The sequence below is a fragment of the Lentzea sp. HUAS TT2 genome (assembly GCF_051853195.1).
GTDB lineage: Bacteria > Actinomycetota > Actinomycetes > Mycobacteriales > Pseudonocardiaceae > Lentzea.
On sequence record NZ_CP196667.1, the window covers coordinates 4199722 to 4222474 of the forward strand.

The window sequence follows — 22753 nt, forward strand, 5'->3', positions numbered from 1 at the left end:
ATGCGCACCCTCGCGCTAGCTTTGCTGTCCACGATGGTCGGTGCGGTCCTGGTCGCCCCCGCCTCCCAGGCGCTGCCGGACGGCCTCGCCCTGACCCCGCCGATGGGGTTCAACAACTGGAACACCACCGCCTGCCGCGCCGAGTTCACCGAGGCGATGGTCAAGGGCATCGCCGACATCTTCGTCGACAAGGGCCTGAAGGACGCCGGCTACGAGTACGTCAACATCGACGACTGCTGGGCCGAGAAGACCCGTGACTCCGCTGGGAAGCTCGTGCCGAACAGGACGCGTTTTCCCAACGGCATCAAGGCCGTCGCGGACTACGTGCACGCCAAGGGCCTGAAGTTCGGCATCTACACCAGCGCCGGAACCAAGACCTGCAACAAGGACAACGGCTTCCCCGGCGGCCTGGACCACGAGGAGTCCGACGCGCAGCAGTTCGCGAGCTGGGGCGTCGACTACCTGAAGTACGACAACTGCAACAACCAGGGCGTCGACGCGAAGCAGCGCTACCGCAAGATGCGCGACGCGTTGAAGAAGACCGGCCGTCCGATCGTGTTCAGCCTGTGCGAGTGGGGCCAGAACAAGCCGTGGGAGTGGGCCTCCGACACCGGACACCTGTGGCGCACCACAGGCGACATCAACGACACGTGGCCCCGCACGATGGACATCTACGAAAAGAACGTCGTGCTGGACTCCTACGCCGGACCTGGGCACTGGAACGACCCGGACATGCTCGAAGTCGGCAACGGCAAGATGAGCGCCGTGCAGTACCGCAGCCACTTCTCGCTGTGGGCGATCATGGCCGCACCGCTGCTCATCGGGTCGGACCTGCGCAAGGTTTCCGCCGACACGTTCACGATCCTGGAGAACAAGGACGTCATCGCGGTCGACCAGGACAAGCTCGGCGTGCAGGGCAAGCGGATCCGCACCACCGGCAAGTCGGGTGTCGACGTGATCGTGAAGCCGCTCGCGAACGGCGACAAGGCCGTGGCGCTGTTCAACAAGTCCGGCTCCACGCAGACGATCTCGACGTCGCTGCCGGAGATCGGGATGTCCGGACCGGCGGTGCTCAAGGACCTCTGGACCAAGTCGACGCGGACCACGACCGGCACGATCTCGGCGTCCGTCCCGTCGCTCGCCACGGTGATCTACCGCGTCTCGAAGAGCGGCCCGCGGCCGACCCCGCCGGCCGGCACCACCGACCTGTCGGCGTTCGAGGCGACGTCCTCCACCAACGGCTGGGGACCCGTCGAGCTCGACAGGTCCGTCGGCAACCAGGCCGCCGGCGACGGCAGGACTCTGACCATCAACGGTGTCGCGCACCAGAAGGGCTTCGGGTCGCACGCGGCCGGAACGATCGAGTTCTACCTGGGCCGCAAGTGCTCCTCGCTGGCGGTGGACGTCGGCGTCGACGACGAGGTGGCCGCGGGAAAGGGATCGGTGGTCTTCCAGGTGTTCGCGGACGACGTGAAGGTCGCCGACTCCGGGAGGCTCACGGGCACCGACGCGGCGAAGAGGCTCACCGCGCCGCTCACCGACGCCGAGAACCTGCGGCTGGTGCTGACCGACGCCGGTGACGGGATCAACTCCGACCACGGCGACTGGGCCTCGCCGCGCATCACCTGCGCTTAGCGACGGCCAGCTGGGTCATGTACCGCTTCACGATCCGGCCGCCGTACCGCGTGCGGATCAGGGACGTGATGTCCGCGATCAGCTGATCGCGGGCGGGCAGCACGATGTGGTTCGAGTACGTGAGGAGCAGGTCCTCGTACGCCTCGGTGTCGTAGGCCTGCTCCCACTCGTACCGGTGGAACTCGGGCTCGTCGAAGAGCGCGCTGTCGTCGAACTCGCAGGGGATGTCCGAGGCGGGCGAGAGGCGCAGGTTCGGTGGCGTGGAGGGATCCCAGCGCTCGTAGCACTCCTGCGCGTCCGCGAAGAACTTCCCGGTGCCGCCCGCGATGTGGTGCGTGGAGATCACGGCCAGCGCGCCACCGGGACGCAACGCGGCGGCACAGCGGGCCATCCGGGTGGCGGGGTCGAGCCAGTGGAACGCCGTCGCGCACACCACGAGGTCGAACGGGGTGGCGGGCAACGGCCAGTCGTCGAAGTCCGCCACGACCACGTGGGCGTCCGGGGCGTGCGCACGGGCGATGGCGGCCAGGTCGGGGCTCAGCTCGACCGCCGTCACGTCGCCCAGCGCGGTCAGCGGCAGCGTGGCCTGACCGGTGCCGGGCGCGATCTCCAGGATTCGCGGGCCGGTCAGCCGTTCGAACAGCGGCGGGGGATAGGCGGGGCGTGCCCGGTGGTAGCGGGCCGCGTCCTCGCCGAACGTGGTGCGCAGACGCTCGCGATCGGTCACCCGCCGAATTCAAGCGACCGGGACGGCAGCGCGTCCATCCCGTTTCGCGCGAAGCCCGCCCACGTGCTCCGGATGGTCTTCGCCAGCTCGGCGTCCGGCTCCTGCCCCGCCAGCATGCCCGCGCCGATCCAGCCGTCCGGGTCGAACAGGAACGGCAGCTCCATGCAGTGACACGAGCCCATGGGGGCGTCGGCGGGCGCCCACCTGAAGGTGTAGGTGGCGGCCTGCCCGCCCGCCGCGGTCCAGTCCCGCGCCAGCTCTCGGGCCCCGAGGGCGAAGATCAGCTCGGTCACCGCCGCCCAGTGCTCGCGGCTCGGCACGTACGGGCTGCCGTCGTCGGCCGTGTGCCCGACGAGCAGCTCGACGCGCGACGCCGCCGCGGCGAGGTCGACCTCGTCCAGCACCGGGGCGAACGGCATGCCGCCGGACGGGGCGAACCGCGGTCCCACCTCGGCGACCCCGGCGGCCTGGGCCGCCAGCACACCCTCGACGGACGTGCTGTCGTCCACGGAGATCGACGCACGCAGCACGGCCGTCATCTCGGCACGTTCGGGACTGCGGGTGCCCAGCGGCGCGCTCTGCAGGATCGCGCGGTGGAACAGGTTCTCGGTGTCGGTGAGCATCAGCGCGTACACGGAGTCGGCGCCTGCGGACTGCCCGAACGCCGTCACGTTCGCCGGATCGCCCCCGAACGCGGCGATGTTGTCCCGCACCCACCGCAACGCCGTGAGCTGGTCGAGCAGGCCCAGGTTGTCCCGCAGGTAACCGAAAACGCCGAGGCGGTAGCTGACGCTGACCACCACGACGCCCTCGGAGGCCAGCAGACCGGCGTCGTACTTCGTCGACTCGCCGCTGCCGGTCAAGTAGGCGCCGCCGTGGAACCAGACCATCACGGGCAGGCCGGAGGCGTCGGCGGGCGCGGTGACGGACAGGACGTGGCAGTGCTCGTCGAACGTCAGGCCGTCGACGGAGCTGCCGACCAGGGCGACCAATGCCGACGGAGGCTGCGGGCAGGCAGGGCCGCGTTCGCCGGCGTCGATCACACCGTCCCACTTGTACGGCTCCGGCGCGGCGAACCGGAAAGCGGTCGCATATCGGACACCACGAGCTCGCACGAGACCTTCGGTGATCGGCACAGCATCGATCCTAAGCACGCGTAACCAACTCCACATCGTCTCGATTCGGCGGGAACGGCTCCATAGGAGGACCATGTAACGGTTGAGCAACGAGACAAGAGGAGGCTCCAGGTGCGGGCTACGACGATCTACGGCACTCGCGACATCCGCGTTGAGGAGGTGCCGGACGCGGCGGTCAAGGAGGCCACCGACGTCGTCGTCCGGGTCGAGCTCGCGTGCATCTGCGGCAGCGACCTGTGGGCGTACCGGGGCGTGGCCAAGCGCGAGGACGGGCAGCGGATCGGGCACGAGTTCCTCGGCATCGTCGAGGAGGTCGGCAGCGAGGTCCACTCCGTCAACGTCGGCGACCGCGTCATCGCGCCGTTCGTGTGGAGCGACGGCACGTGCGCGTACTGCCAGGCCGGGTTGCAGACGTCGTGCCGCGCCGGTGGGTTCTGGGGCAGCAAGGGCAGCGACGGCGGTCAGGGCGAGGCCGTGCGCGTGCCGCAGGCCGACGGCACGCTGGTCCGGGTTCCCGCGGACGCGCCGGCGTCGCTGCTGCCCGCGTTCCTGAGCCTGAGCGACGTCATGGGCACCGGTCACCACGCGGCCATGGGCGCGGGTGTCGGTCCCGGCAGCACGGTCGCGGTCGTCGGTGACGGCGCGGTGGGCCTGTGCGGCGTCCTCGCGGCCAAGCGGCTCGGCGCCGAGCGGATCATCGCGATGGGACGGCACGAGGACCGCGCGAAGATCGCGTCGCTCTTCGGTGCCACGGACCAGGTCGCCGAACGCGGTGAGGCCGCGGTCGAGCGCATCAAGGAGATGACCGGCGGGCTCGGCGCGTCGGCGGTGCTGGAGTGCGTCGGCACCGAGCAGTCGTGGACGACCGCGATGGGCATCGTGCGCGACGGCGGCCGCATCGGGTACGTCGGTGTGCCGCACGAGATGCCCGGGCTGCCGCTGGGCAAGCTGTTCGGCCGCAACATCGCCATCGGCGGCGGTGTCGCGCCCGTGCGGGCGTACCTGCCGGAACTGCTGGCCGACGTGCTCGCGGGACGGATCGACCCCGGTCCCGTGTTCGACAGGACGGTCACGCTCGACGACGTCGCGCTGGGCTACCAGGCGATGGACGAGCGGACCGCCCTCAAGGTCATCGTCCGGCCCCAGAACGCGGGCTAGTCGTCAGCACGTAGTCCTCGGCGCGCACGCGCTTGGTCCGCATCCAGTACCGCCAGGTGAATCCCGGCCACACGGTGCGGTTCACGCCCTGCGCGTCGAGGTACCAGCTCTTGCAGCCGCCCTGGGTCCAGACGCCCTTGGTGAGCTTCTGCTGGATCTCGGTGTTGAACTCCTGCTGGGCCTCCAGCCGTACGTCCAGCTCCGCTGCGCGGTGTTTGTCGAGGAGCTGGAGGCACTGCGAGATGTACCGGATCTGCGACTCGATCATGAACACGACCGAGTTGTGCCCGAGCCCGGTGTTGGGGCCCAGCAGGAAGAACAGGTTGGGGAAGCCCGAGACCGTGATGCCGTAGTAGGTCTCGATCCCCTGCTGACGCCACTGCTTCGCGAGGTCGACGCCGCCCTTGCCCTGGATGTCCAGGTAGTCGAACGAGTCGACGACGTGGAACCCGGTGCCGTAGATGATGACGTCGACCTCGTGCTCGACGCCAGCACTGTCCACGATGGACTTCTCGCGCACCTCGGAGACCTTGTCCGTCACCAGGTCGACGTTCGGGTAGCCCAGCGCCGGGTAGAAGTCGTTGGAGATCAGCACGCGCTTGCAGCCCATGGTGTAGTCCGGCTTGAGCTTGCGGCGCAGCTTCGGGTCCGGCACCTGCTTCTTCATGTGCCGCAACGCGATGCCCTGCGCGAACTGCATGATCTTCGGGTTCACCGCGAAGCCCAGCGCGGACGACTCGCGCGTCCAGTAGACGAAGTCGCGGTAGAGCCGTTGCGTGAACGGCAAGGCGCGGAACAGCTTCTGCTCCCAGCCGTTGATCTCGCGGTCGGCCTTGGGCATGATCCACGGCGGCGTGCGCTGGAAGATCTTCATCGAGCCGACCTGGCCCGCGATCTTCGGCACGAACTGGATCGCCGACGCACCCGTGCCGATGACGGCGACGCGCTTGCCGGTCAGGTCGTAGTCGTGGTCCCACTGCGCGGAGTGGAACGTCTTGCCGCTGAAGTTCTCGATGCCCGGCAGTTCGGGGACGTTCGGGATGTGCAACGCGCCGACGCCCGCGACCAGCGCCTGGGCGGTGTAGGTGTCGCCCTGCTCGGTCGTGACGGTCCAGCGCTTGGCCTCGTCGTCCCACTGCGCGCCGGAGACCTTGGTGTTGAAGCGGATGTGCGGCCGCAGCCGGTACTTCTCGGCGACGCGCTGCAGGTAGTCGAAGATCTCGCCCTGCTGCGCGAACATCCGCGACCACTTCGGGTTCATCTCGAACGAGAACGAGTACATGTGCGACGGCACGTCACACGCGCAGCCGGGGTAGGAGTTGTCGCGCCAGGTGCCGCCGAGGTCGGCGGCCTTCTCCAGCACCACGAAGTCGTGCTCGCCGCGGCGCTTCAGCTCGATGGCCATGCCCAGGCCGGAGAAGCCGGTGCCGATGACGAGCACTTTCGTCTCTCGGTGCATGGGGAAGTCCCTCCGCTCGCGGTAGCTACTTCTCGGTAGGTTACCCCGAGTAAGTTACGAGCGGTAGACTCCATTTTTGTCTTTCCCCGTCCTTGGGACGGGGCTCCACACGCCTTGAGGCGTGCAGCCGCTACGGGCTGTACCTCGCGGCACGGACTTCCTGTTTCACGGCCGATCGCGGAAGGGGTGGCCCTTGCCGTCCGACATCAGCTCCGCAGGCATCGCCCGAGTCGCCTCGGGCTACGGCTCGACCAGCCGCAAGGATGTTCTTCGCCGCGTTGAGGTCCCGGTCGTGCCGGGCGCGGCAGCTCGGACACGTCCAGTGCCGGGCGGAGAGTGCGAGTTCGGTGAGCCGATGCCCGCACGCGGAGCACGTCTTGCTGGAGGGGTACCAGCGGTCGATCACGACCAGCGTGCGGCCGGCGCGTTCGCACTTGTACTCCAGCTGCCGCCGGAACTCGCTCCATCCAGCGTTGGAGATGGCACGGGAGAGTCTGCGGTTGCGGACCATGCCCGACACGTTGAGGTCTTCGACGGCGATCATGTCAGCCGAGCGCACGAGCGTCGTGGTGGTGCGGTGCAGAAAGTCCTGTCTGGCATCGCGCACCTTGCGATGAGCGCGAGCGACCTTGGCTCTCGCCCTGCGGCGATTCATGCTGCCGCGCTGACATCTGGCCAGTTGACGCTGGTAGCGAGCCAGGTTCCGCGCCCTGCGCTCCAGACGTTCAGGGGCGACGATCCGCTCGCCGCGGCTGGTCACTGCGAACTCCGCGAGGCCGAGGTCGACGCCGATCGCCTGTCCCGTGGGCACAAGCGGCGCAATAGCTTTCGTGTCGACGGCAAACGTCACGTACCAGCGGTCATCCGGCTCACGGCAGATCACGACCATCGTCGGCGCGAGCGAGGTCATGTCGGTGTCGTCGAAGGACCACACGAACCGCAGGGGCGTGGCGATCTTCGCCAATGTCAGCACTCCGGCACGAAGCCGGAACGCCGAACGTGTGAAGTGCGCGGTTTGGCGGTTGGTGCGCGGTTTGAACCGGGGGTAGCGAGCGCGCCCGGTGAAGAAGTTCTGCAACGCGGTCTGCTGGTGTCGCAGCGCCTGCTGCAACGGTACGCAGGACACCTCGGAGAGGAACGCGAACTCTTCGGTGCGTTTCAACTCGGTGAGCGCGGCGTCGGCTTGACGGTACGACGTGCGCACACCCTCGGAGTGGTACCGGCGACTCCGTTCGTCCAGGGTCTTGTTCCACACCAGACGGACACATCCGAAGGTGCGGTTGAGAATTCTGGTTTGCTCAGGAGTGGGATAGGCCCGGCACCGGTACGCCGTTCGCACAAGCATCAAAGTACTAGGAGAACGATGTCGAGCTTTGGCAGGAGGCTGTCGTGACAGCCCCTCGGCGCCGAATGCCCAAGGCCCAGCGCATGGCCCAGATGCTGACCGTCGCTGAGGAGATCTTCGCCGAGCAGGGCTATCTCGCAACCTCGATGGACGAGATCGCCGAACGCGTGGGTGTCTCGAAGCCGATGCTCTACGAGTACTTCGGCTCGAAGGAAGGCCTGCTGATCGGCTGCATCCACCGGGCGCGCACGGAGCTGCGGGAGAAGACGGCGGCGGCGATCGCGGGCGCCGAGAGCCCGGAGGAGTTCCTCAGACTGGGGCTCAGGGCGTTCTTCGAGTTCATCGACGAGCACCGCCGCTCGTGGGCGTTGCTGCGGCAAGAAGCGGCCGTGGCGGTGCCGTCGGCGCAAGAAGAGGTGGAAGGCATCCGTCAGCAGCAGACGGACATGATCGGGGCCGTGCTGGCGTCGTTCACGCCGGACATCGACCCGCTGGAGGCGGAGGCGTTCGCCGAGATCGTCGTCGGCGCCACCGAACGCCTCGCGGTGTGGATGGAGCGCAGGCCCTCGGTGGGACCTGCGCTCGCAACCGACTACGTGATGGCCGTGATCTGGCCGGGTGTCTCAGCCAGGCTTACGAAGCAGCCTTTACCCGCTCAGCCCGCATAGCGGACACGGCGGGCAGGTCCAGCGGCGCGAGCTTGGTGCCCGTGGCCCACTCGATCAGCAGGTCCGCGAGCTGCGGGTTGCGCGGCAGCACCGGGCCGTGCAGGTAGGTGCACAGGATCCGGCCCTGGACGGCGCCCTCGACGCTGCCGTCGTTGCCGGTGCCGACCTTGACGTGCGCCAGCGGCTTGGCGGCCGGGCCCAGCGTGGTGCGGCCCTGGTGGTTCTCGAAGCCGGTCAGCACGCCCTCGAACAGGCCGTTCGCCGGCTCGGCGATGACCTCACCGATCGCGCGGCTGCCTCCCGCGTGCGAGGACGAGTCGATCAGGCCCATGCCGGGGTGGGTGATGTTGTCGGCACGGGTGAAGCTCTCGCCGAAGATCTGGATGCCGGCGCAGACGCCCAGCACCACGGCGTTCTTCGTGACGGCGCGCTGCAGGCCGGGGTGCTCGCGCAGGTGCTTCACCGCCAGCGTCTGCGCGGTGTCCTCACCGCCGCCGACGACGTAGATGTCGCACGAGTCCGGCACCGGCTGGCCGTAGTTGATGGGCACGATCTCGGCTTTGATGCCGCGCCACGTCATGCGCTTCTCGAGGACCACGGCGTTGCCGAAGTCGCCGTACGTGCCGAGGAGATCCGGCAGCACGAGCGCGATCTGGATTGTCGACTCACTCATCAGCGGCAGCCCTGGCATTCAAGTCGCGGAACGCGGTGTAGTTGGCGATGACCTCGACGGCGCCGGCGGGCATCTGGTCGATGGCCTTCAGCGGGTCGGGCACGATCGTGTGCTGGACCTCGGCGTAGGTCAGGCGGACGGCGAGATCGGTCGCGCGTTCGCCGGACGCGATGACCGTGCGGCCCTGCAGGCGCTCGAAGGGGACGTCCCACAACCAGGAGAGGTCGCGGCCGTCGGCCTCGTTCGCGTTGATCACCAGGACGGCCGGGTGGTTGGCCTCCTTGACGACCGTGAGGGTCTCGCTCCAGCCCGCCGGGTTCTTCGACAGCAACAGGCGCGCGCTGCGGCCGTTGCGCTGGATCGTGCGGTAGCGCCCGCTCACGTTGGAGACGCCACGCAGACGACGCACTGCCTCGTCGGCGGGGACTCCCATCGCGTGTGCGGCGGCGGACGCCATGACGGCGTTCGCCTGGTTGAACTTGCCGGGCAGCGTGAGGCGCAGCTCGAGCTTCTGGTGCTCCGGCGTGATCATGGCCTCGTCGGCGGTGATCCAGTTCGGGTGCGGTCGTGCCAGGTCGCAGCCCGTGCAGTGCCAGTGCTCGCCCTGCCAGCGGATCGGGTTGCCGCAGCGCGGGCAGCTCGCCGAGTCGTGGTGCCAGCCGGTGCCGGTGGCGACCCAGACGACCTTGGAGGCGTTCCAGGCCGCGCTCGTCACCATCACGTCGTCGCAGTTCGCGATGATCGTGCAGTTCTGCAGCTTGGCCACGGTGTCGCGCAGCGAGCGCTCGATCGTGCGGACCTCGCCGACGCGGTCGAGCTGGTCGCGCGAGAGGTTCAGGATCACCGCGACGGCCGGGTTGCTGGCGCCCGCGACGGCGGGGAAGTAGCCCTCGTCGCACTCCAGCACGGCGTAGGGGGCGTCCGGCTGCTTCGACAGTGCCGTGACGTGGCCGTCGGGCATGTTCGCGCCGCTGTGGTTCGTGGCGACCTCGCCCAGCGCGCCCACGGCCCTCGCCAGCATCATCGTGCTGGTGGTCTTGCCGTTGGTGCCCGTCACGACGGCGACCTTGCGGCCCTGGGTGAGGCGGCCCAGCGCCTGCGGGTCGAGCTTCAGCGCAACCCGGCCGCCGATCATGCCGCCGGCGCCGAGGCCCATCTTCTGCGACAGCGTGGAGCTCAGGTTGCCCAGCTTCACGGCGGCTGCGGTCCGCAGAGGGAGGCGGGCGGGGGAATCGTTCACCCCGGCGATGTTACCGGCGTTGCTCTTTGCCCCTTTTCGGACGGTCGTTGCGTTGGTGTGAACGGGGTTCGGTACAACTACCGGCTCAGCTAACGGCTCAGGGCGCGCAGGATCCGGATGAGCTCCACCGTGGGCAACTGGCACAGCTGCGCCATGTTCTCCAGGGCGGGCAGGTCGAGGTGCACGTCGGGTGAGGCACCCGGCGGCAGCGCGTGCAGCCGTCCGGCCGCCCACCGTTTGAGCGGCAGGATCCGCGGGTTGTCGGTCGCGGCCATCGACGTGAGGCTCAGCGTCAGATGCCCGGCGGGGGTGTCGCCGAAGAAGCGTTCGTGCACGCGTGCGAGGACCTCGTGCGCCGGGACGTCGAGCGCGTGGCAGATCTCCACGAGACGCACGACGGAACACTGCCGCGTGCCGAGCTCGTAGGTCGCCAGCGTCTGCAGCGAGATCTCCGTCTGCAGCCGCTTGTTGAGCTCCTTGCGGGTCCATCCGCGCTGCTTGCGAAGGCTGCGGATCTCATCACCGAGCACGCGCTGGTACGCCACTGTGTCGATTTGGCCGTTCGCAGTCTGCACCCTGGTCCTCCACCCCGTGAGCGGGTCTCACGGTGATGGAAGGCGCCAGTGCTTCGCCGCTTACGCAACTTACTGGGAGAATCCCCCGAACGGGCTATACATCTCTACTCTGAGTATCAGTTTACGCAGCGCACGCCGTCTGCGGAGATGGGCGGAGGGGCCGCGGGGTCAGCCGGTTGCTGACGCGCACCGTCCAGGGCGAGTACTCCGGAACCGGTGAACCCCTTCGCGCCGGGACCCGAGTAGTCCGATCCGAGGAAGACGCGGGCGGCGCCGGCGGGCACGTTCACGTCCTCCTCGATCTTCAGGCCGCCGAGGGCCTCCTGGACCGCGTTGGCGCCCGCCTCGCCGCCCTTGCCGTAGCGGACGACCGACTTCGCCATGGCCTCGGCGTTGCCCGTCTGGCCCTGCTTGAAGCCCTTCGTGACGAGCGACTGGAGCACGTCGCCCGCGAGGCCGGGCTGACCGGAGGCGTTGCGGACGTCGACGGTGACGGTGGACCTGTCGAACTTGGGGTCCGCCGGGTTCGACGCCGCCGGGGCCTTGCCGAGGGCCTTGACGAACGCGCGCACCTCGGACTCGGTCACCTCGACCGCAGAGCCGTCCTCTGGCGTCTGCAGGTCCGGGTTGCCGGTGGGGATCGTCTGGAACGTCATGTTGCCGCCCGTCATGTCCTTCATCTGCAGGGCGAACTTGGTGATGTCCCAGCCGTCGTCGAGCACGATCGCGCCGCTCACGGCCTTGATCATGTCGTTGCGCTTGGTGCTGTCGGTGAGCACGCCGGCCGACAGCATCTTCTTGGCGAGGCCCGCCATGAAGACCTGCTGGCGCACGACGCGGTCGAGGTCGCCCATCGGCAGGCCGTGCCGCTGGCGGACGAACGCGAGCGCGTTCTTGCCCTCGATGGTCTGCTGGCCTGCGGGGAAGTTCGCGCCGGAGAAGCTGTCGCGGACCTTGGCGTTGAGGCAGACGTCGATGCCGCCGATGGCCTTGGTGATGTCGTAGAAGCCGACCAGGTTGACCTCGGCGTAGTGGTCGATCGTCGCGCCGGTCAGGCTCTGGATGGTCTCGATGAGGTTCTTCGCGCCCGCCTTGCGCGACTCCATCTCGACGTCGGGGGCGCTCTTGCCGCTGCCCTGGAGCTTCTCTGCGGCGTCGTTCTTGGCGAACCCGTAGGCTGAGTTGATCTTGTGTCGTCCGTACCCGCCCGCGATCTTCACGTAGGAGTCGCGCGGGAACGACACGGCGTAGGCCTTGCCGCTGTCGTTCGGGATGTGCAGCAGGATCAGCGTGTCGGTGTTGAACCCGCCGTCGTCGCTGCCGCCCGCCTGCAGTTCGTTGAGGATGTTCTGCGGCAGCGGGTTGCCCTTGGAGTCGGTGCGGCTGTCCATGCCGACCAGCAGGATGTCGATCGCGCCGTCGGCGGGCTTCTCGCCCTCGTCTGCCAGGTTCAGGTCCTGCTTGGTCAGACCGTCGGTCAGCGCCGTCAGGTTCTGCCACCCGATGCCGGTGACCAGCAGGATCGTCGCGGACAGCATGCTGAGGAAGATCTTGGCGCCGGTGGACGCGCCGCGCTCGGCCTTGCTGGGGCGGCGGGCGGCGGGCCTGGGCCTCGGCCGGGGCGCGGGGGCGGCGGCCTTGGCCTTCGCCGGGGTGGTGCGGACCGTCGGGCGGTCGGCGATCGGACGCGGTCGCGGCGCCGACGAGGAGGCACGGCCCGGTTCACGGCTGCGCGGGGTCTCGCTGCGGCTCGCCGACTCGCGGCGGGGAGGCTCGCTGCGGCTCGCCGACTCGCGGCGGGGAGGCTCGCTGCGGCTCACGGGCTCGCGGCGAGGTGGCTCGCTGCGGCGTGGCGGCTCACGGCGGGGCGGCTCGGCGCTCTTCGGAGGCTCCCGCCTCGGCGGCTCCGCCCGGCCCGGCTGCCTGCGCGGGGGCTCTGAGCTGCGCGGGGGTACCTGCGGACGGCGGGGCTGACCCGCCTGGGAACGCGGAGTGGCAGAGGGTCGCCTGGGATTCCCTGTCGGGTCTCCCGGCCGCGGCGGCCGGTTGTCCACACCCACTCCTCTCAGCACATTCGGGTACACCAAGTAGACGTGCGGGGCCGCCACTCGGTTGTGCACAGGGTGACACAGTGGCGCAGCCCACCCGATCAAGGCCCCCTGACCAGCGGTTTTGTCCGTTTCGTAGACTCGTCGCCGTGTTGACGATGCAGGACGCGCTGCTCGCGCTGACCAAGTACTGGACCGACCGAGGTTGCATCGTGGTGCAGCCGTTCAACACCGAGGTCGGGGCGGGAACGCTGAACCCGGCCACCGTGCTGCGGGTGCTGGGTCCCGAGCCGTGGCGCGTCGCCTACGTGGAGCCGTCCGTGCGGCCCGACGACGCCCGCTACGGCGAGAACCCGAACCGGCTGCAGACGCACACGCAGTTCCAGGTGATCCTCAAGCCCGACCCTGGCGACCCGCAGGAGCTCTACCTCGGCTCGCTCGAGGCACTGGGCATCGACGTGCGCGGGCACGACGTCCGGTTCGTCGAGGACAACTGGGCCTCGCCCGCGCTGGGCGCCTGGGGCCTCGGCTGGGAGGTCTGGCTCGACGGTCTGGAGATCACCCAGTTCACCTACTTCCAGCAGGCCGGCGGCATGACGCTCGACCCGGTGTCGGTGGAGATCACCTACGGCATCGAGCGGATCATGATGGCGCTGCAGGGCGTCGACCACTTCAAGAAGATCGCCTACGCGCCCGGCATCTCCTACGGCGAGGCGTTCGGCCAGGCCGAGTACGAGATGTCGCGGTACTACCTCGACGACGCGGACGTGGAGGCGAACAAGCGCCTCTTCGAGGAGTTCGCGACCGAGGCGCGGCGCATGCTCGACGCCCGCCTGCCCGTTCCGGCGCACAGCTTCGTGCTGAAGTGCTCGCACATCTTCAACGTGCTGGACGCGCGCGGGTCGATCTCCACGACCGAGCGCGCCCGTGCGTTCGGACGGATGCGCGGACTGGCCAGGGAGGTCGCGGGTCTGTGGGCCGAGCGGCGTGCCGAGCTCGGGCATCCGCTCGGTGTGGCCGAGCTGCCGGTCGCCGTCGCCAAGCCCTCGTCGTTCGCGGACGTGGTCGCGCCGGCCACGCTGCTGTTCGAGATCGGCACCGAGGAACTGCCGCCGCACGAGGTCATCCGGACCGTCGACGCGGTGCGTTCAGCGGTGGCGTCCAAGCTGGAAGCGACGCGGCTGACGCACGGCGAGGTGACCGTGCACGGCACGCCGCGCCGGATCGTTGTGCTGGTGCCCGCTGTGTCGCCGCGTGAGCCGGATGCCGAGCGCACGGTTCGTGGTCCCCGTGTCTCCGCCGCCTTCGACGCCGACGGCAACCCGACGAAGGCCGTGCAGGGCTTCGCGCGTGGCCAGGGTGTCGACGTCTCCTCGCTGGGGCGCGTGGTCGAGAACGACGTCGAGTTCGTGGCGTTGACCAAGACCGACGCCGGACGCGGTGCCGTCGAGGTCCTGAGCGGGTTGCTGGGCGAGGTCGTGTCGGACCTGCGTTCCGAGAAGAACATGAAGTGGAACGACCCGAAGCTGTCGTTCACCCGGCCGATCCGCTGGCTGCTCGCGCTGCTGGGGGAGACGCCGGTGCCGGTCGCGGTGTCGTCGCTCGCGTCGGGCACCTCGACGCGCGTGCACCGCACCGCGGACGTCCCGGTCGTCGAGGTGTCCAAAGCGGACGGTTACCTGGAGTTCCTGTCCTCGCACGGCATCCAGGTCGACGCCGCCGCCCGTTCGGCCGCGATCGTGGCGGCCGCGCAGGAACTGGCCGCGTCGGTCGGCGGTGTCGTCGAGGTCGACGGACTGCTGGACGAGGTCACCAACCTGGTCGAGTGGCCGACGCCGATCCTCGGCTCGTTCGAGGAGCGGTACCTGGAGCTGCCGGGGCAGATCCTCACCACCGTGATGCGCAAGCACCAGCGCTACCTGCCGGTGCGGTCGGCCGACGGTTCGTTGCTGCCGCACTTCGTGGCGGTGGCCAACGGGTCCGTCGACGCCGATCTGGTGCGGGCGGGCAACGAGGCCGTGCTGCGGGCGCGGTACGAGGACGCGGCGTTCTTCTGGCGCGCGGACCTCAAGACGCCGCTGGAGGAGATGAAGTCCGGTCTCGCGAAGCTGACGTTCGCGGACAAGCTCGGCTCGATGGCGGACCGCGCGGGCCGCATCGCCTCGCTGGCCGGGCGGTTCGCCGGCGTGGTGGAGGTCGACCGCGAGACGCTCGACCGCGCGGGCGCGCTGGCCAAGTTCGACCTCGGCTCGCAGATGGTGATCGAGCTGTCGTCGCTCGCCGGTGTGATGGCTCGGGAGTACGCGGCGCGCTCGGGGGAGACGTCCGAGGTCGCGCTGGCGTTGTGGGAGATGGAGCTTCCCCGGTCGGCGGGTGACGCGCTGCCGTCGTCGGTGCCGGGGGCGTTGTTGTCGCTGGCGGACCGGTTCGACCTGCTGGCCGGGTTGTTCGGGATCGGTGCGCAGCCGACCGGGTCGTCGGACCCGTTCGGGCTGCGGCGTGCGGCTCTCGGCGCGGTGACGGTGCTGCGGGCGTTCCCGGACCTGCGGGCGATCACGCTGCCGGTGGCGCTTTCCCTTGCCGCCGAAGGTCTCGAGGTGTCGGCCGAGGCGTTGGAGACGGCGCGCGAGTTCGCGGTGCGGCGTTACGAGCAGGCGTTGCTCGACGCGGGGCACGAGCACCGGTTCGTGCAGGCGGTGCTGCCGCTGGCCGACTCGCCGGTGCTGGCCGACGAGACGCTGGCTCAGCTGGAGTCGTTGGCGGGCAACGAGTCCTTCGACGCACTGGCTGCGGCGTTGCAACGGGTGCGGCGGATCGTGCCTGCGGCCGTTGAGGGTTCCTACGACGCCTCGGTGTTGTCGGAGCCTGCCGAGGTGGCGCTGCACAAGGCGTTCGACGGGGTTCCGCGCGATGTCGTCGGGCTGGCGGCGTTCTTCGGTGCCGCCGAAGGGCTGACCGCACCCATCAACACGTTCTTCGACGAGGTGCTGGTGATGGCCGAGGACGAGAAGGTGAAGGCGGCCCGGCTCGGGTTGCTGGCGTCGATCCGCGACTTCGCGGCGCCGGTGCTGGACTGGACCCAGCTGTAGCCTGACAAGGCGTCTGCAAGTACCACCAACTCCGAGTCGGTGGTACTTGCAGACGCCGTTCCGGCTACTTGATCTCGAAGCTCTGGCCGTAGACCTTCCACTTCAGCGGTGTGTTCAGGTCGAGGTTGCCCGCCCTGAGCCACACGCGTTGCGCCGTGTCGACGCGGCTGGTGTTCTCGTGCGCGGGCTCCTGCTTCATGGTCCACACGCGGGCGTCCATGAAGGCGTTGAGCCACGTCGTCTCGTTGCCGCCCTGTGCCGGCGGCTTCGCCTTGGTCAGCGCGCGTTTGCGGATGCCGGAGAAGTCCAGGCTGCCCCAGCCGTCGCCGTGCATGACGATCGCGTCGTAGTAGGCGAACTGGCCGAGCGCCCGGACGCCGTCGGCTTTGGCCTGGCGCAGCGCGGGGTTGAAGTAGACGCGGTCGCGTTCGGACTCCTGGGCCGCCTTGAAGACGGAGTCGCCCGCGGCGGTCTTCCAGTCCCTGGTGTAGTTGGGATCCAGGCCCGAGTGGGAGTCGGTGCCGTTCACCCTGCGCAGTGCGGGGAGGTACTTCTCCAGCACGTTGCCGGGTTTGCGTTGCTTGTAGAGCTCGACGAGGTCGAGCATGTCGCCCGTGCCGCTGCAGAAGCCGATGATGCCGGCGGTGTAGCCGCGGCCGTCGTCGATGTCCTCGATGTAGCCGAACTGCGCTTTCCAGTTCGTGGACGAGTTCTCCGCGCTGGACACGATCTGCATCGCGATGTCCTTCATGCGCGGGTCGTTCAGGTCGGCCGCCTGGGCGGTACCTGTTGTCGCGGTGGCGATCGCGACGCATGTCAGAACTGCGGCCACCACTCGGCCTGAGATCCTCATGCATTCCTCCCGGGATGTCCCGGGCGGCGGTGTGGCAACGGTAAGGGGTTCGGACCTCCACCGGCAAGGATGTTCATCCGATTACGAACTTGTTGTCATATATGAGAAAGAGGAGCCTCCCGGACCGGGAAACCCCTCTTTCTCATGTGTGAAACGGCGTGGCTAGTTGATCGTGAAGCTGTCGCCGTAGACCTTCCACTTCAGCGGCGTCTTCAGGTCGAGGTTGCCGGCCTTCAGCCACACGCGCTGCGCGGTCTCGATGCGGGAGACGTCCTCGTGGGCCGCTTCCTGCTTCATGGCCCACACGCGGGCGTCCATGAAGGCGTTGAGCCACGTGGTCTCGTTGCCACCCTGCGACGGGGGCTTCGCCTTGCCGAGCGCGCGCTTGCGGATGTTGCTGAAGCTCGTCTTGTCGCCGCCGTCGCCGTGCACGACGATCGCGTCGTAGTACGCGAACTGGCCCAGGGCGCGCACGCCGTCGGCCTTGCCCTGCGCCACGGCGGGGTTGAAGTAGACGCGGTCGCGTTCGGACTCCTGGGCCGCCTTGAAGACGGAGTCCTTGGCCGCGGCCTTCCAGTCTTTGATGAAGTTGGGGTCGAGACCCGAGTGGGAGTCGGTGCCGTTCACCTTGCGCAGTGCGGGAAGGTACTTCTCCAGCACGTTGCCGGACTTCCTCGTCTTGTAGAGCTCTACGAGGTCGAGCATGTCACCGGTACCGCTGCAGAAGCCGATGATGCCCGCGGTGTAACCGCGGCCGTCGTCGATGTCCTCGATGTAACCGAACTGCGCTTTCCAGTCCGTGGAGGAGTTCTCCGCGCTGGACACGATCTGCATCGCGATGTCCTTGAGGCGCGGTTCGTCGAGGTTGGCCGCCGAGGCGGTACCGACGGTGGTGGTGAAGAGGGCGGCGCACGTCAGCAGTGCGGCCGCGATGCGACCAGTGATTTTCACGAAGTTCCCTCCGGGGCAGGGATTGTGGGGCCCGGGCGGCGTGGGAGCAACGGTAAGGGGTCCATACCTTTATTGGCAAGAGTCTTTACTAATTCGCGAAACGGACAATTGCCTTCAGTTGGCGCAATCCGGCGGAAACGTTTGTCGCGCAAACGTTTCCGCCGGAGAATCAGGTCACCTGATGTCGAACTGCTCGCCGTAGACGTGCCACTGCAGGGGGCGTTCGAGGTTGAGCTTGCCCTCGTTGAGGAACCGGCGCTGCGCCGTGTCGACGCGGCTGGTGTCCTCGTGCGCGGGCTCCTGCTTCATCGCCCACACGCGTGCGTCCAGGAACGCGTGCAGCCACTGCACCTCGTCGCCACCCTGGGCCGGCGGGCGGGCGCCGGTGTCGAGCGCGCGCCGGCGGATGCTGGAGAAGTCCAGGTCACCCCAGCCGTCGCCGTGCATGACGATCGCGTCGTAGTACGCGAACTGACCGAGTGCCTGCACGCCGTCCTGCTTCGCGCGGGTGACGGCCGGGTCGAAGTAGACGCGGTCGCGTTCGTGCTCCTGCGCGCCCTGGAACGTGCCGTCCTGGGCCGCTGCCCGCCAGTCGCCCTGGAAGTTCGGGTCCAGGCCGTCGTGCGACGGCGTGCCGTTCACCCGCTCCAACGCCGGCAGGTACTTCTCCAGGACGTTGCCGGGCTTCCAGTCGCGGTAGAGGCGGACGAGGTCGAGCATGTCGCCCGTGCCGCTGCAGAAGCCGATGATGCCGGCGGTGTAGCCGCGGCCGTCGTCGATGTCCTCGATGTAGCCGAACTGCGCGCGCCAGTCCAAAGAGGAGTTCTCCGCACTGGACACCAGCTGCATCGCGATGTCCTTGAGCTGCGGGTCGTTCAGGTCCGCCGCCTGGGCGGTGCCGGGCGTGACGAGGGCCGCCGCGCAGAGAACCGTTGCCGCGAGCCGTGCAAACGTATTCATGCCGCTCCAATCCACAGTGGAATCGGCGGCGACGATGGGCGACCGTAGCGTGGGAGCGCTCGCACGGCAAGGGCCGGCTCACCCCGGTGGGCGAGCCGGCCGTCAGGGATCAGCCAGTTTCAGCTGCGCACTTGACGTCGTTCGGGCGTTGTCCGCCGAGCAGGTACGCGGTCACCTTGTCGTTGGCGCACTTGTTCTTGCCGAAGATGTAGGCACCGTGCCCACCCTGGTCGATCGTGATCATCGCGGCCCTGTCGCCGAACGCGCGACGCGTCGACTGGGCGCCGACCAGCGGCGTCGCGGGGTCGCGCTCGTTCTGCACCAGCAGCACGTTGCGCGGGCCGCGGTCGGACGGCAGGATCTGCTTCTCCACCGGCTTCGGGAAGAACGCGCACGGCTGGATGTTCGCGGCGCCCGCACCGAACATCGGGTGGCGGAGGCGGTCGATCTCCACGTTGCGCTCGTACGTGCGGACCGACGACGGCCAGGCGGAGTCACCGCACATCACGTTCAGGCGGCCCGCCAGCAGGGCCTGGACGCGCGGGACCTCCGGGTACTCCTGCGGCGGCTGCGGCTGGCCGGTGTCGAAGGCCTTCCAGGAGGCGGCGTGCTTCGCGAAGGCCTCGTCACCCGTGGCGTAGAGGGCCGTGAAGGTGAGGAAGCGGAACAGCCTGCCGTCGATGCCCTCCACCGAAGGCTTCTTGTCCAGCCTCGCGGCCAGGTCGAAGAACTTGGCGCGCACCTGCTGCGGCGTCGTGCCCAGGTTGTACTCGGGGTGCGCCGCGGCCCACTTCGCGAAGTCGGGGAACGTGTCCTCGACGCCGCGGCCCATCAGCCGGCCGCCCTCGACGTCCCAGCCACCCTTCGGCAGGTTGCTGTCGATCACGACGCGCTCGGAGGTCTTCGGGAACAGCGTGGCGTACACCGAACCCAGGTACGAGCCGTACGAGTACCCGAGGAACGACGCCTTCTTCTCGCCCAGCGCCGCACGGACCGAGTCCAGGTCACGCGCGATGTTCTGGGTCGTGTTGTACGGCAGTTCGCCGGCCGAGGCCGACCTGAGGCACTGTTCGGCGATCTTCTTGACCTCGTCGGCGCGCTGCCGCACCTCGGCGGAGTTGTTGGCGTACGGAGGCACGCTGCCGTCCGCCATCTGCTCGTCGGTCATGTCGCATGTGGACGGTGAGCTGTAGCCGATGCCCCGCGGGTCCATGCCGATGATGTCGTACGCGTCCTGCACGTCCTGCGGCAGTCCGACCGCCTTCAGCACGAACGGGAACGTCAGGCCCTCGCTCGGGCCGCCGGGGTTGGTCAGCAGGATCCCCTTGCGCTTGGCGGGGTTCTTGCTGGCCAGCCGGGTGATCATCACCTCGGTCCTGCGACCCTCCGGCTTGCGGTAGTCGAGCGGCAGCTGGAGCTTTCCGCACTCCAGTCCGGGCAGCGCCACGTCAGTGGGACACGCGACCCACTGCACCTCGGGCTTCGGCGTGGCGGCGGCAGACACCCCCGGCACCGCCACCAGCCCTGCGGCGGCGGTCACGACCGCGGCCAGCGACAACGTTTTTCGCATTAGCAAATACCTCCCCGACGACGCACTCTCTCGGTGCGCCACAAATGAGTGCTCAGCTGCTCATGCGGACGAGAACGTCCAGCTGAGCCTTGTTGTAGAGCTCGACCATGACCTTCACGACCGTCCGCCTCGCGTGCTCCACGCCGCGCGGCGCGTCGCTCCAGAGGCCGGCCGGATCCGGGAACTCGGCCCGCATCTGCGCCATGTACGGCATCTCGCGCATGGCGTCCGCCACGGCCTGCCGGGTCGCCTCGTCCGCGTCCTCCGGCAGGTTGTCGAACGCCACGACCGCCGGATCCCGCGCGTAGTCCTTCAGCGTCCCGGCGTACCTCGTCAGCGTCTCCGGTGAGAGCAGCTGGGCCATGACGACGGTGAACGAGCGGTCCTGCGGAGACAGGTTCGCGTTCTCGATCATCGCCGCGACGTCCGGCGGCAGGTCGGTCGGCACCTCCTGGCGCAGCACCAGTGCCAGCTCGGCCCTGATCTGCTGCAGGCGTTCGATCTGCGCCGCCAGTTCGGTGTCGAGCTCCCGCAACGCCTCGCGGGGATGTTCGTCCCCGTCACCGAGGTCCGCGATCTGCGTGAGCGACAGACCGAGATCGGTGAGGCGCTTGATCCTGAGCACCCGCACGAGATGGGGCACGCCATAGCTCTTGTAGCCGTTGGCGCGGCGTTCCGGCTCGGCGAGCAGGCCCACGTCGTGGTAGTGCCGGATCGTGCGCAACGTCGTGCCGGCGAGATCGGCCAGCTGACTGGTGCTCCACGCCACGACGTCCTCCTCCCCGGTTGCTGACAGGACCCAGTTGAAACTATGCCGCTACGGCACGGTCAAGGCAGGCCGGGACAGTTCAGACGAAGGTGTCGGCGAGAGTCCACTTTCGTCGCACGCAAAAGGCCCCCGGCAAGACACCGGGGGCCTTTTGTTGTCCTACAAGGACTTACAACGACTTACAGGAACTGGCCACCACGGGTGACAGCGCCGTAGGCGTCCACGATGCCGTGACCGTAGAAGCCGTTGAACTTCGAGTCACCCTCACAGGTGGCGTCGAACTCCGGCGTGCGGCCCACGTTGACGTACGAGACAGTGCGCGGGTTCGGGCAGGCGCGCTGCGTCGCGGTCTTGAGCAGGACCTTCTTGACCTTGTCGGGGTCGAGGGTCAGTCCGGCGTTCTTCTTGTCCTTCTTGCCGTACTGGCTGACGATCAGCGCGGCGACACCAGCGGCGTGCGGGGCGGCCATCGAGGTGCCCTGCAGGAACTGGTAGTAGCCGACCTTGTCGCCCTGCACGGCCTTCTTCACGCCGGCGGCCAGGCCGTCGGGCGTGATGTTGCCGGCCTCGTCGATCGCGCCTTCGGCGAGAGCGACGTTGCGCGGGTAGGTGGACAGGATCAGGTTCTCGTTGGTGCGGTACCACGGCGTGCCGAGGCCGTCGCGGAAGTAGCCACCGGGAGCCGAGACCTCGGTCTGCTCAAGGCCGTAGTTCGAGTAGTCGGCCTTGAGGGTCGACGGGCCGAGAGCCGACACCGAGATGACGTGGTTGCCCTCGGTCGGCAGGTTCAGGCAGGTCGCGTTGTCGACCGGGCGCGGGCGGTTGTGACCCGGCGGGTAGTTCGGGCTCACGGTGTCCTGGCGCGGCTTGCCCAGGTCCTCGTGGTTGTTGCCACCGGCACCGATCAGGGTGACGCCCTTGCGGTGCGCGTAGTTCAGCGCGCGCTGCACGGTCGCGATGATCGTGCGCTGCTCCAGCTGCTCCTCGGCCGAGGCCGTGGGGTCGTTGGCGCAGTTCATGTACCAGGGGTCGACGTAGAACGACATGTTGATGACGTCCAGGCCGATGTCGGCGCCGTAGGTCAGGGCGTCGACGACGGGCTGCAGGAAGAACGAACCCGCGTCCTGCCCGCCGCGGATGTTGACCAGCGACACGTTCGGCGCGACACCGGAGATGCCGAAACCGTTGGCAGCGGCGCCGATGGTGCCGGCGACGTGCGTGCCGTGGCCGCCGTCGTCCCAGTTCGCCGGGTCGACGCAACCGCGGAACTCACACGGGCCGTCGAACACGCCACCGTCGGAGTCGTTCGGGATGTCGACGGTGAAGTTGCGCGAGAGCTCGTTGTTGAAGTTCGGCGCGATGTCCGGGTGGGAACCGTCCACACCGGTGTCGAGAATGCCGACGTACACGCGCTTGTCGCCGGCCTGCTTGGCCCGGGCGATGTTGGAGCGAACGAGGTTCAGGCCCCACAGGTCCCCGTCGAGCGGGTCCATGCCGGCGGTCGACCCCTGCTGGGCGGGAGCCTTGTTCGGCTTCTCGCCCTTGTTCTCCTTCTCGACGTTGTCCCGCTTGGCCTTCTCGGCCTTCGCCGCGGGCGCGTGCCCGATCGGCTTGGTCCGAGCCGCACCGACGATCGCGCTCGAAGCGGAAACCTTCTCCGCGAAGCCGTTCGCGGGAGCCTTCACCGTCAGCAGGCCGACGGCGTCGTTGCTCCGCACGACCTCGCCGCCCGCCGCTTCCACGGCGTCGATCGCGAAGTCGCGGTTTCCGGGTTCTTCCAGAAGGACGGTGTACTCCGTGACCGGCCCTGTGGAGGCCGGTGCGGCCCCCGCCGCCGAAGTGCCCGCGGCGATCAGCGACACCGTTGCCGCCACCGCCATCACGGTTCTGCGCGTTC

General features: G+C 68.6%; 19 protein-coding genes. 5 read left to right on the top strand and 14 right to left on the bottom strand.

Translation table 11 applies throughout. The features are described 5' to 3' along the window. Nucleotides 1–1635, top strand: a complete 1635-nt coding sequence (locus ACSHWB_RS21160) for an NPCBM/NEW2 domain-containing protein (RefSeq protein ID WP_439663724.1) — start codon at nucleotides 1–3, stop codon at nucleotides 1633–1635. On the opposite strand, the gene ACSHWB_RS21165 is transcribed toward ACSHWB_RS21160, so the two are convergent. Both ACSHWB_RS21165 and ACSHWB_RS21170 read right to left on the bottom strand, forming a co-directional pair. Continuing rightward, on the bottom strand, nucleotides 1622–2362 hold the full coding sequence (locus ACSHWB_RS21165; protein WP_439663725.1) for a class I SAM-dependent methyltransferase: 741 nt from the start codon (nucleotides 2360–2362) through the stop codon (nucleotides 1622–1624). The two genes, ACSHWB_RS21160 and ACSHWB_RS21165, sit on opposite strands and share 14 nt — an antisense overlap. Next, nucleotides 2359–3498, bottom strand: a complete 1140-nt coding sequence (locus tag ACSHWB_RS21170; RefSeq protein ID WP_439663726.1) for a carboxylesterase family protein — start codon at nucleotides 3496–3498, stop codon at nucleotides 2359–2361. Before ACSHWB_RS21170 ends, ACSHWB_RS21165 begins: the two co-directional genes overlap by 4 nt. A gap of 111 nt (nucleotides 3499–3609) precedes the next feature. On the opposite strand from ACSHWB_RS21170, the gene ACSHWB_RS21175 reads away from it, so the two are divergent. After that, nucleotides 3610–4656 (top strand): zinc-dependent alcohol dehydrogenase family protein, encoded by a 1047-nt coding sequence (locus ACSHWB_RS21175; RefSeq protein WP_439663727.1) that lies wholly within the window; start codon nucleotides 3610–3612, stop codon nucleotides 4654–4656. On the opposite strand, the gene ACSHWB_RS21180 is transcribed toward ACSHWB_RS21175, so the two are convergent. Continuing rightward, complete coding sequence (locus ACSHWB_RS21180) at nucleotides 4628–6115, bottom strand: flavin-containing monooxygenase (protein WP_439663728.1); 1488 nt, start codon at nucleotides 6113–6115, stop codon at nucleotides 4628–4630. The genes ACSHWB_RS21175 and ACSHWB_RS21180 overlap by 29 nt on opposite strands. Nucleotides 6116–6245: 130 nt before the next feature. Continuing rightward, nucleotides 6246–7460, bottom strand: a complete 1215-nt coding sequence (locus ACSHWB_RS21185) for an RNA-guided endonuclease InsQ/TnpB family protein (RefSeq protein WP_439663729.1) — start codon at nucleotides 7458–7460, stop codon at nucleotides 6246–6248. A gap of 83 nt (nucleotides 7461–7543) precedes the next feature. Between ACSHWB_RS21185 and ACSHWB_RS21190 the strand changes: the two genes are divergently transcribed. After that, a complete protein-coding gene (locus ACSHWB_RS21190; RefSeq protein WP_439664642.1) occupies nucleotides 7544–8128 on the top strand; it encodes a TetR/AcrR family transcriptional regulator in 585 nt (194 codons plus the stop codon). Here the strand turns inward: ACSHWB_RS21190 and ACSHWB_RS21195 are convergent. From ACSHWB_RS21195 to ACSHWB_RS21210, 4 genes are all read right to left on the bottom strand, one after another. Further along, complete coding sequence (locus tag ACSHWB_RS21195) at nucleotides 8094–8801, bottom strand: type 1 glutamine amidotransferase (protein WP_439663730.1); 708 nt, start codon at nucleotides 8799–8801, stop codon at nucleotides 8094–8096. The two genes, ACSHWB_RS21190 and ACSHWB_RS21195, sit on opposite strands and share 35 nt — an antisense overlap. Continuing rightward, nucleotides 8794–10041: a MurT ligase domain-containing protein gene (locus ACSHWB_RS21200; RefSeq protein WP_439663731.1), complete on the bottom strand. Its 1248-nt coding sequence runs from the start codon at nucleotides 10039–10041 to the stop codon at nucleotides 8794–8796. Before ACSHWB_RS21200 ends, ACSHWB_RS21195 begins: the two co-directional genes overlap by 8 nt. 89 nt (nucleotides 10042–10130) lie before the next feature. After that, a complete protein-coding gene (locus tag ACSHWB_RS21205) occupies nucleotides 10131–10616 on the bottom strand; it encodes a helix-turn-helix domain-containing protein (protein WP_439663732.1) in 486 nt (161 codons plus the stop codon). Between the two features lie 116 nt (nucleotides 10617–10732). After that, entirely contained in the window at nucleotides 10733–12154 is a 1422-nt protein-coding gene (locus ACSHWB_RS21210; RefSeq protein ID WP_439663733.1) for an LCP family protein, read from the bottom strand. On the opposite strand from ACSHWB_RS21210, the gene ACSHWB_RS21215 reads away from it, so the two are divergent. Both ACSHWB_RS21215 and ACSHWB_RS21220 read left to right on the top strand, forming a co-directional pair. Continuing rightward, complete coding sequence (locus ACSHWB_RS21215; protein ID WP_439663734.1) at nucleotides 12153–12590, top strand: hypothetical protein; 438 nt, start codon at nucleotides 12153–12155, stop codon at nucleotides 12588–12590. The two genes, ACSHWB_RS21210 and ACSHWB_RS21215, sit on opposite strands and share 2 nt — an antisense overlap. Nucleotides 12591–12822: 232 nt before the next feature. Continuing rightward, nucleotides 12823–15753: a glycine--tRNA ligase gene (locus ACSHWB_RS21220; RefSeq protein WP_439664643.1), complete on the top strand. Its 2931-nt coding sequence runs from the start codon at nucleotides 12823–12825 to the stop codon at nucleotides 15751–15753. 64 nt (nucleotides 15754–15817) lie between these two features. Here ACSHWB_RS21220 and ACSHWB_RS21225 read toward each other — a convergent pair whose 3' ends face one another. From ACSHWB_RS21225 to ACSHWB_RS21250, 6 genes are all read right to left on the bottom strand, one after another. Then, a complete protein-coding gene (locus ACSHWB_RS21225) occupies nucleotides 15818–16606 on the bottom strand; it encodes a chitosanase (RefSeq protein ID WP_439663735.1) in 789 nt (262 codons plus the stop codon). Nucleotides 16607–16768: 162 nt separating this feature from the next. Next, the gene (locus tag ACSHWB_RS21230; RefSeq protein WP_439663736.1) at nucleotides 16769–17557 is read right to left on the bottom strand and encodes a chitosanase; all 789 of its coding nucleotides are present in this window, start codon (nucleotides 17555–17557) and stop codon (nucleotides 16769–16771) included. A 174-nt stretch (nucleotides 17558–17731) separates the two neighbouring features. Beyond that, nucleotides 17732–18517, bottom strand: coding sequence for a chitosanase (locus tag ACSHWB_RS21235; protein WP_439663737.1), 786 nt, complete (start codon nucleotides 18515–18517; stop codon nucleotides 17732–17734). A gap of 109 nt (nucleotides 18518–18626) precedes the next feature. Beyond that, a complete protein-coding gene (locus ACSHWB_RS21240) occupies nucleotides 18627–20087 on the bottom strand; it encodes an alpha/beta hydrolase (RefSeq protein ID WP_439663738.1) in 1461 nt (486 codons plus the stop codon). Between the two features lie 52 nt (nucleotides 20088–20139). Beyond that, nucleotides 20140–20856, bottom strand: a complete 717-nt coding sequence (locus tag ACSHWB_RS21245) for a MerR family transcriptional regulator (RefSeq protein WP_439663739.1) — start codon at nucleotides 20854–20856, stop codon at nucleotides 20140–20142. Nucleotides 20857–21035: 179 nt separating this feature from the next. Continuing rightward, nucleotides 21036–22736, bottom strand: coding sequence for a S8 family serine peptidase (locus ACSHWB_RS21250; RefSeq protein ID WP_439664644.1), 1701 nt, complete (start codon nucleotides 22734–22736; stop codon nucleotides 21036–21038). Nucleotides 22737–22753: the final 17 nt, after the last annotated feature.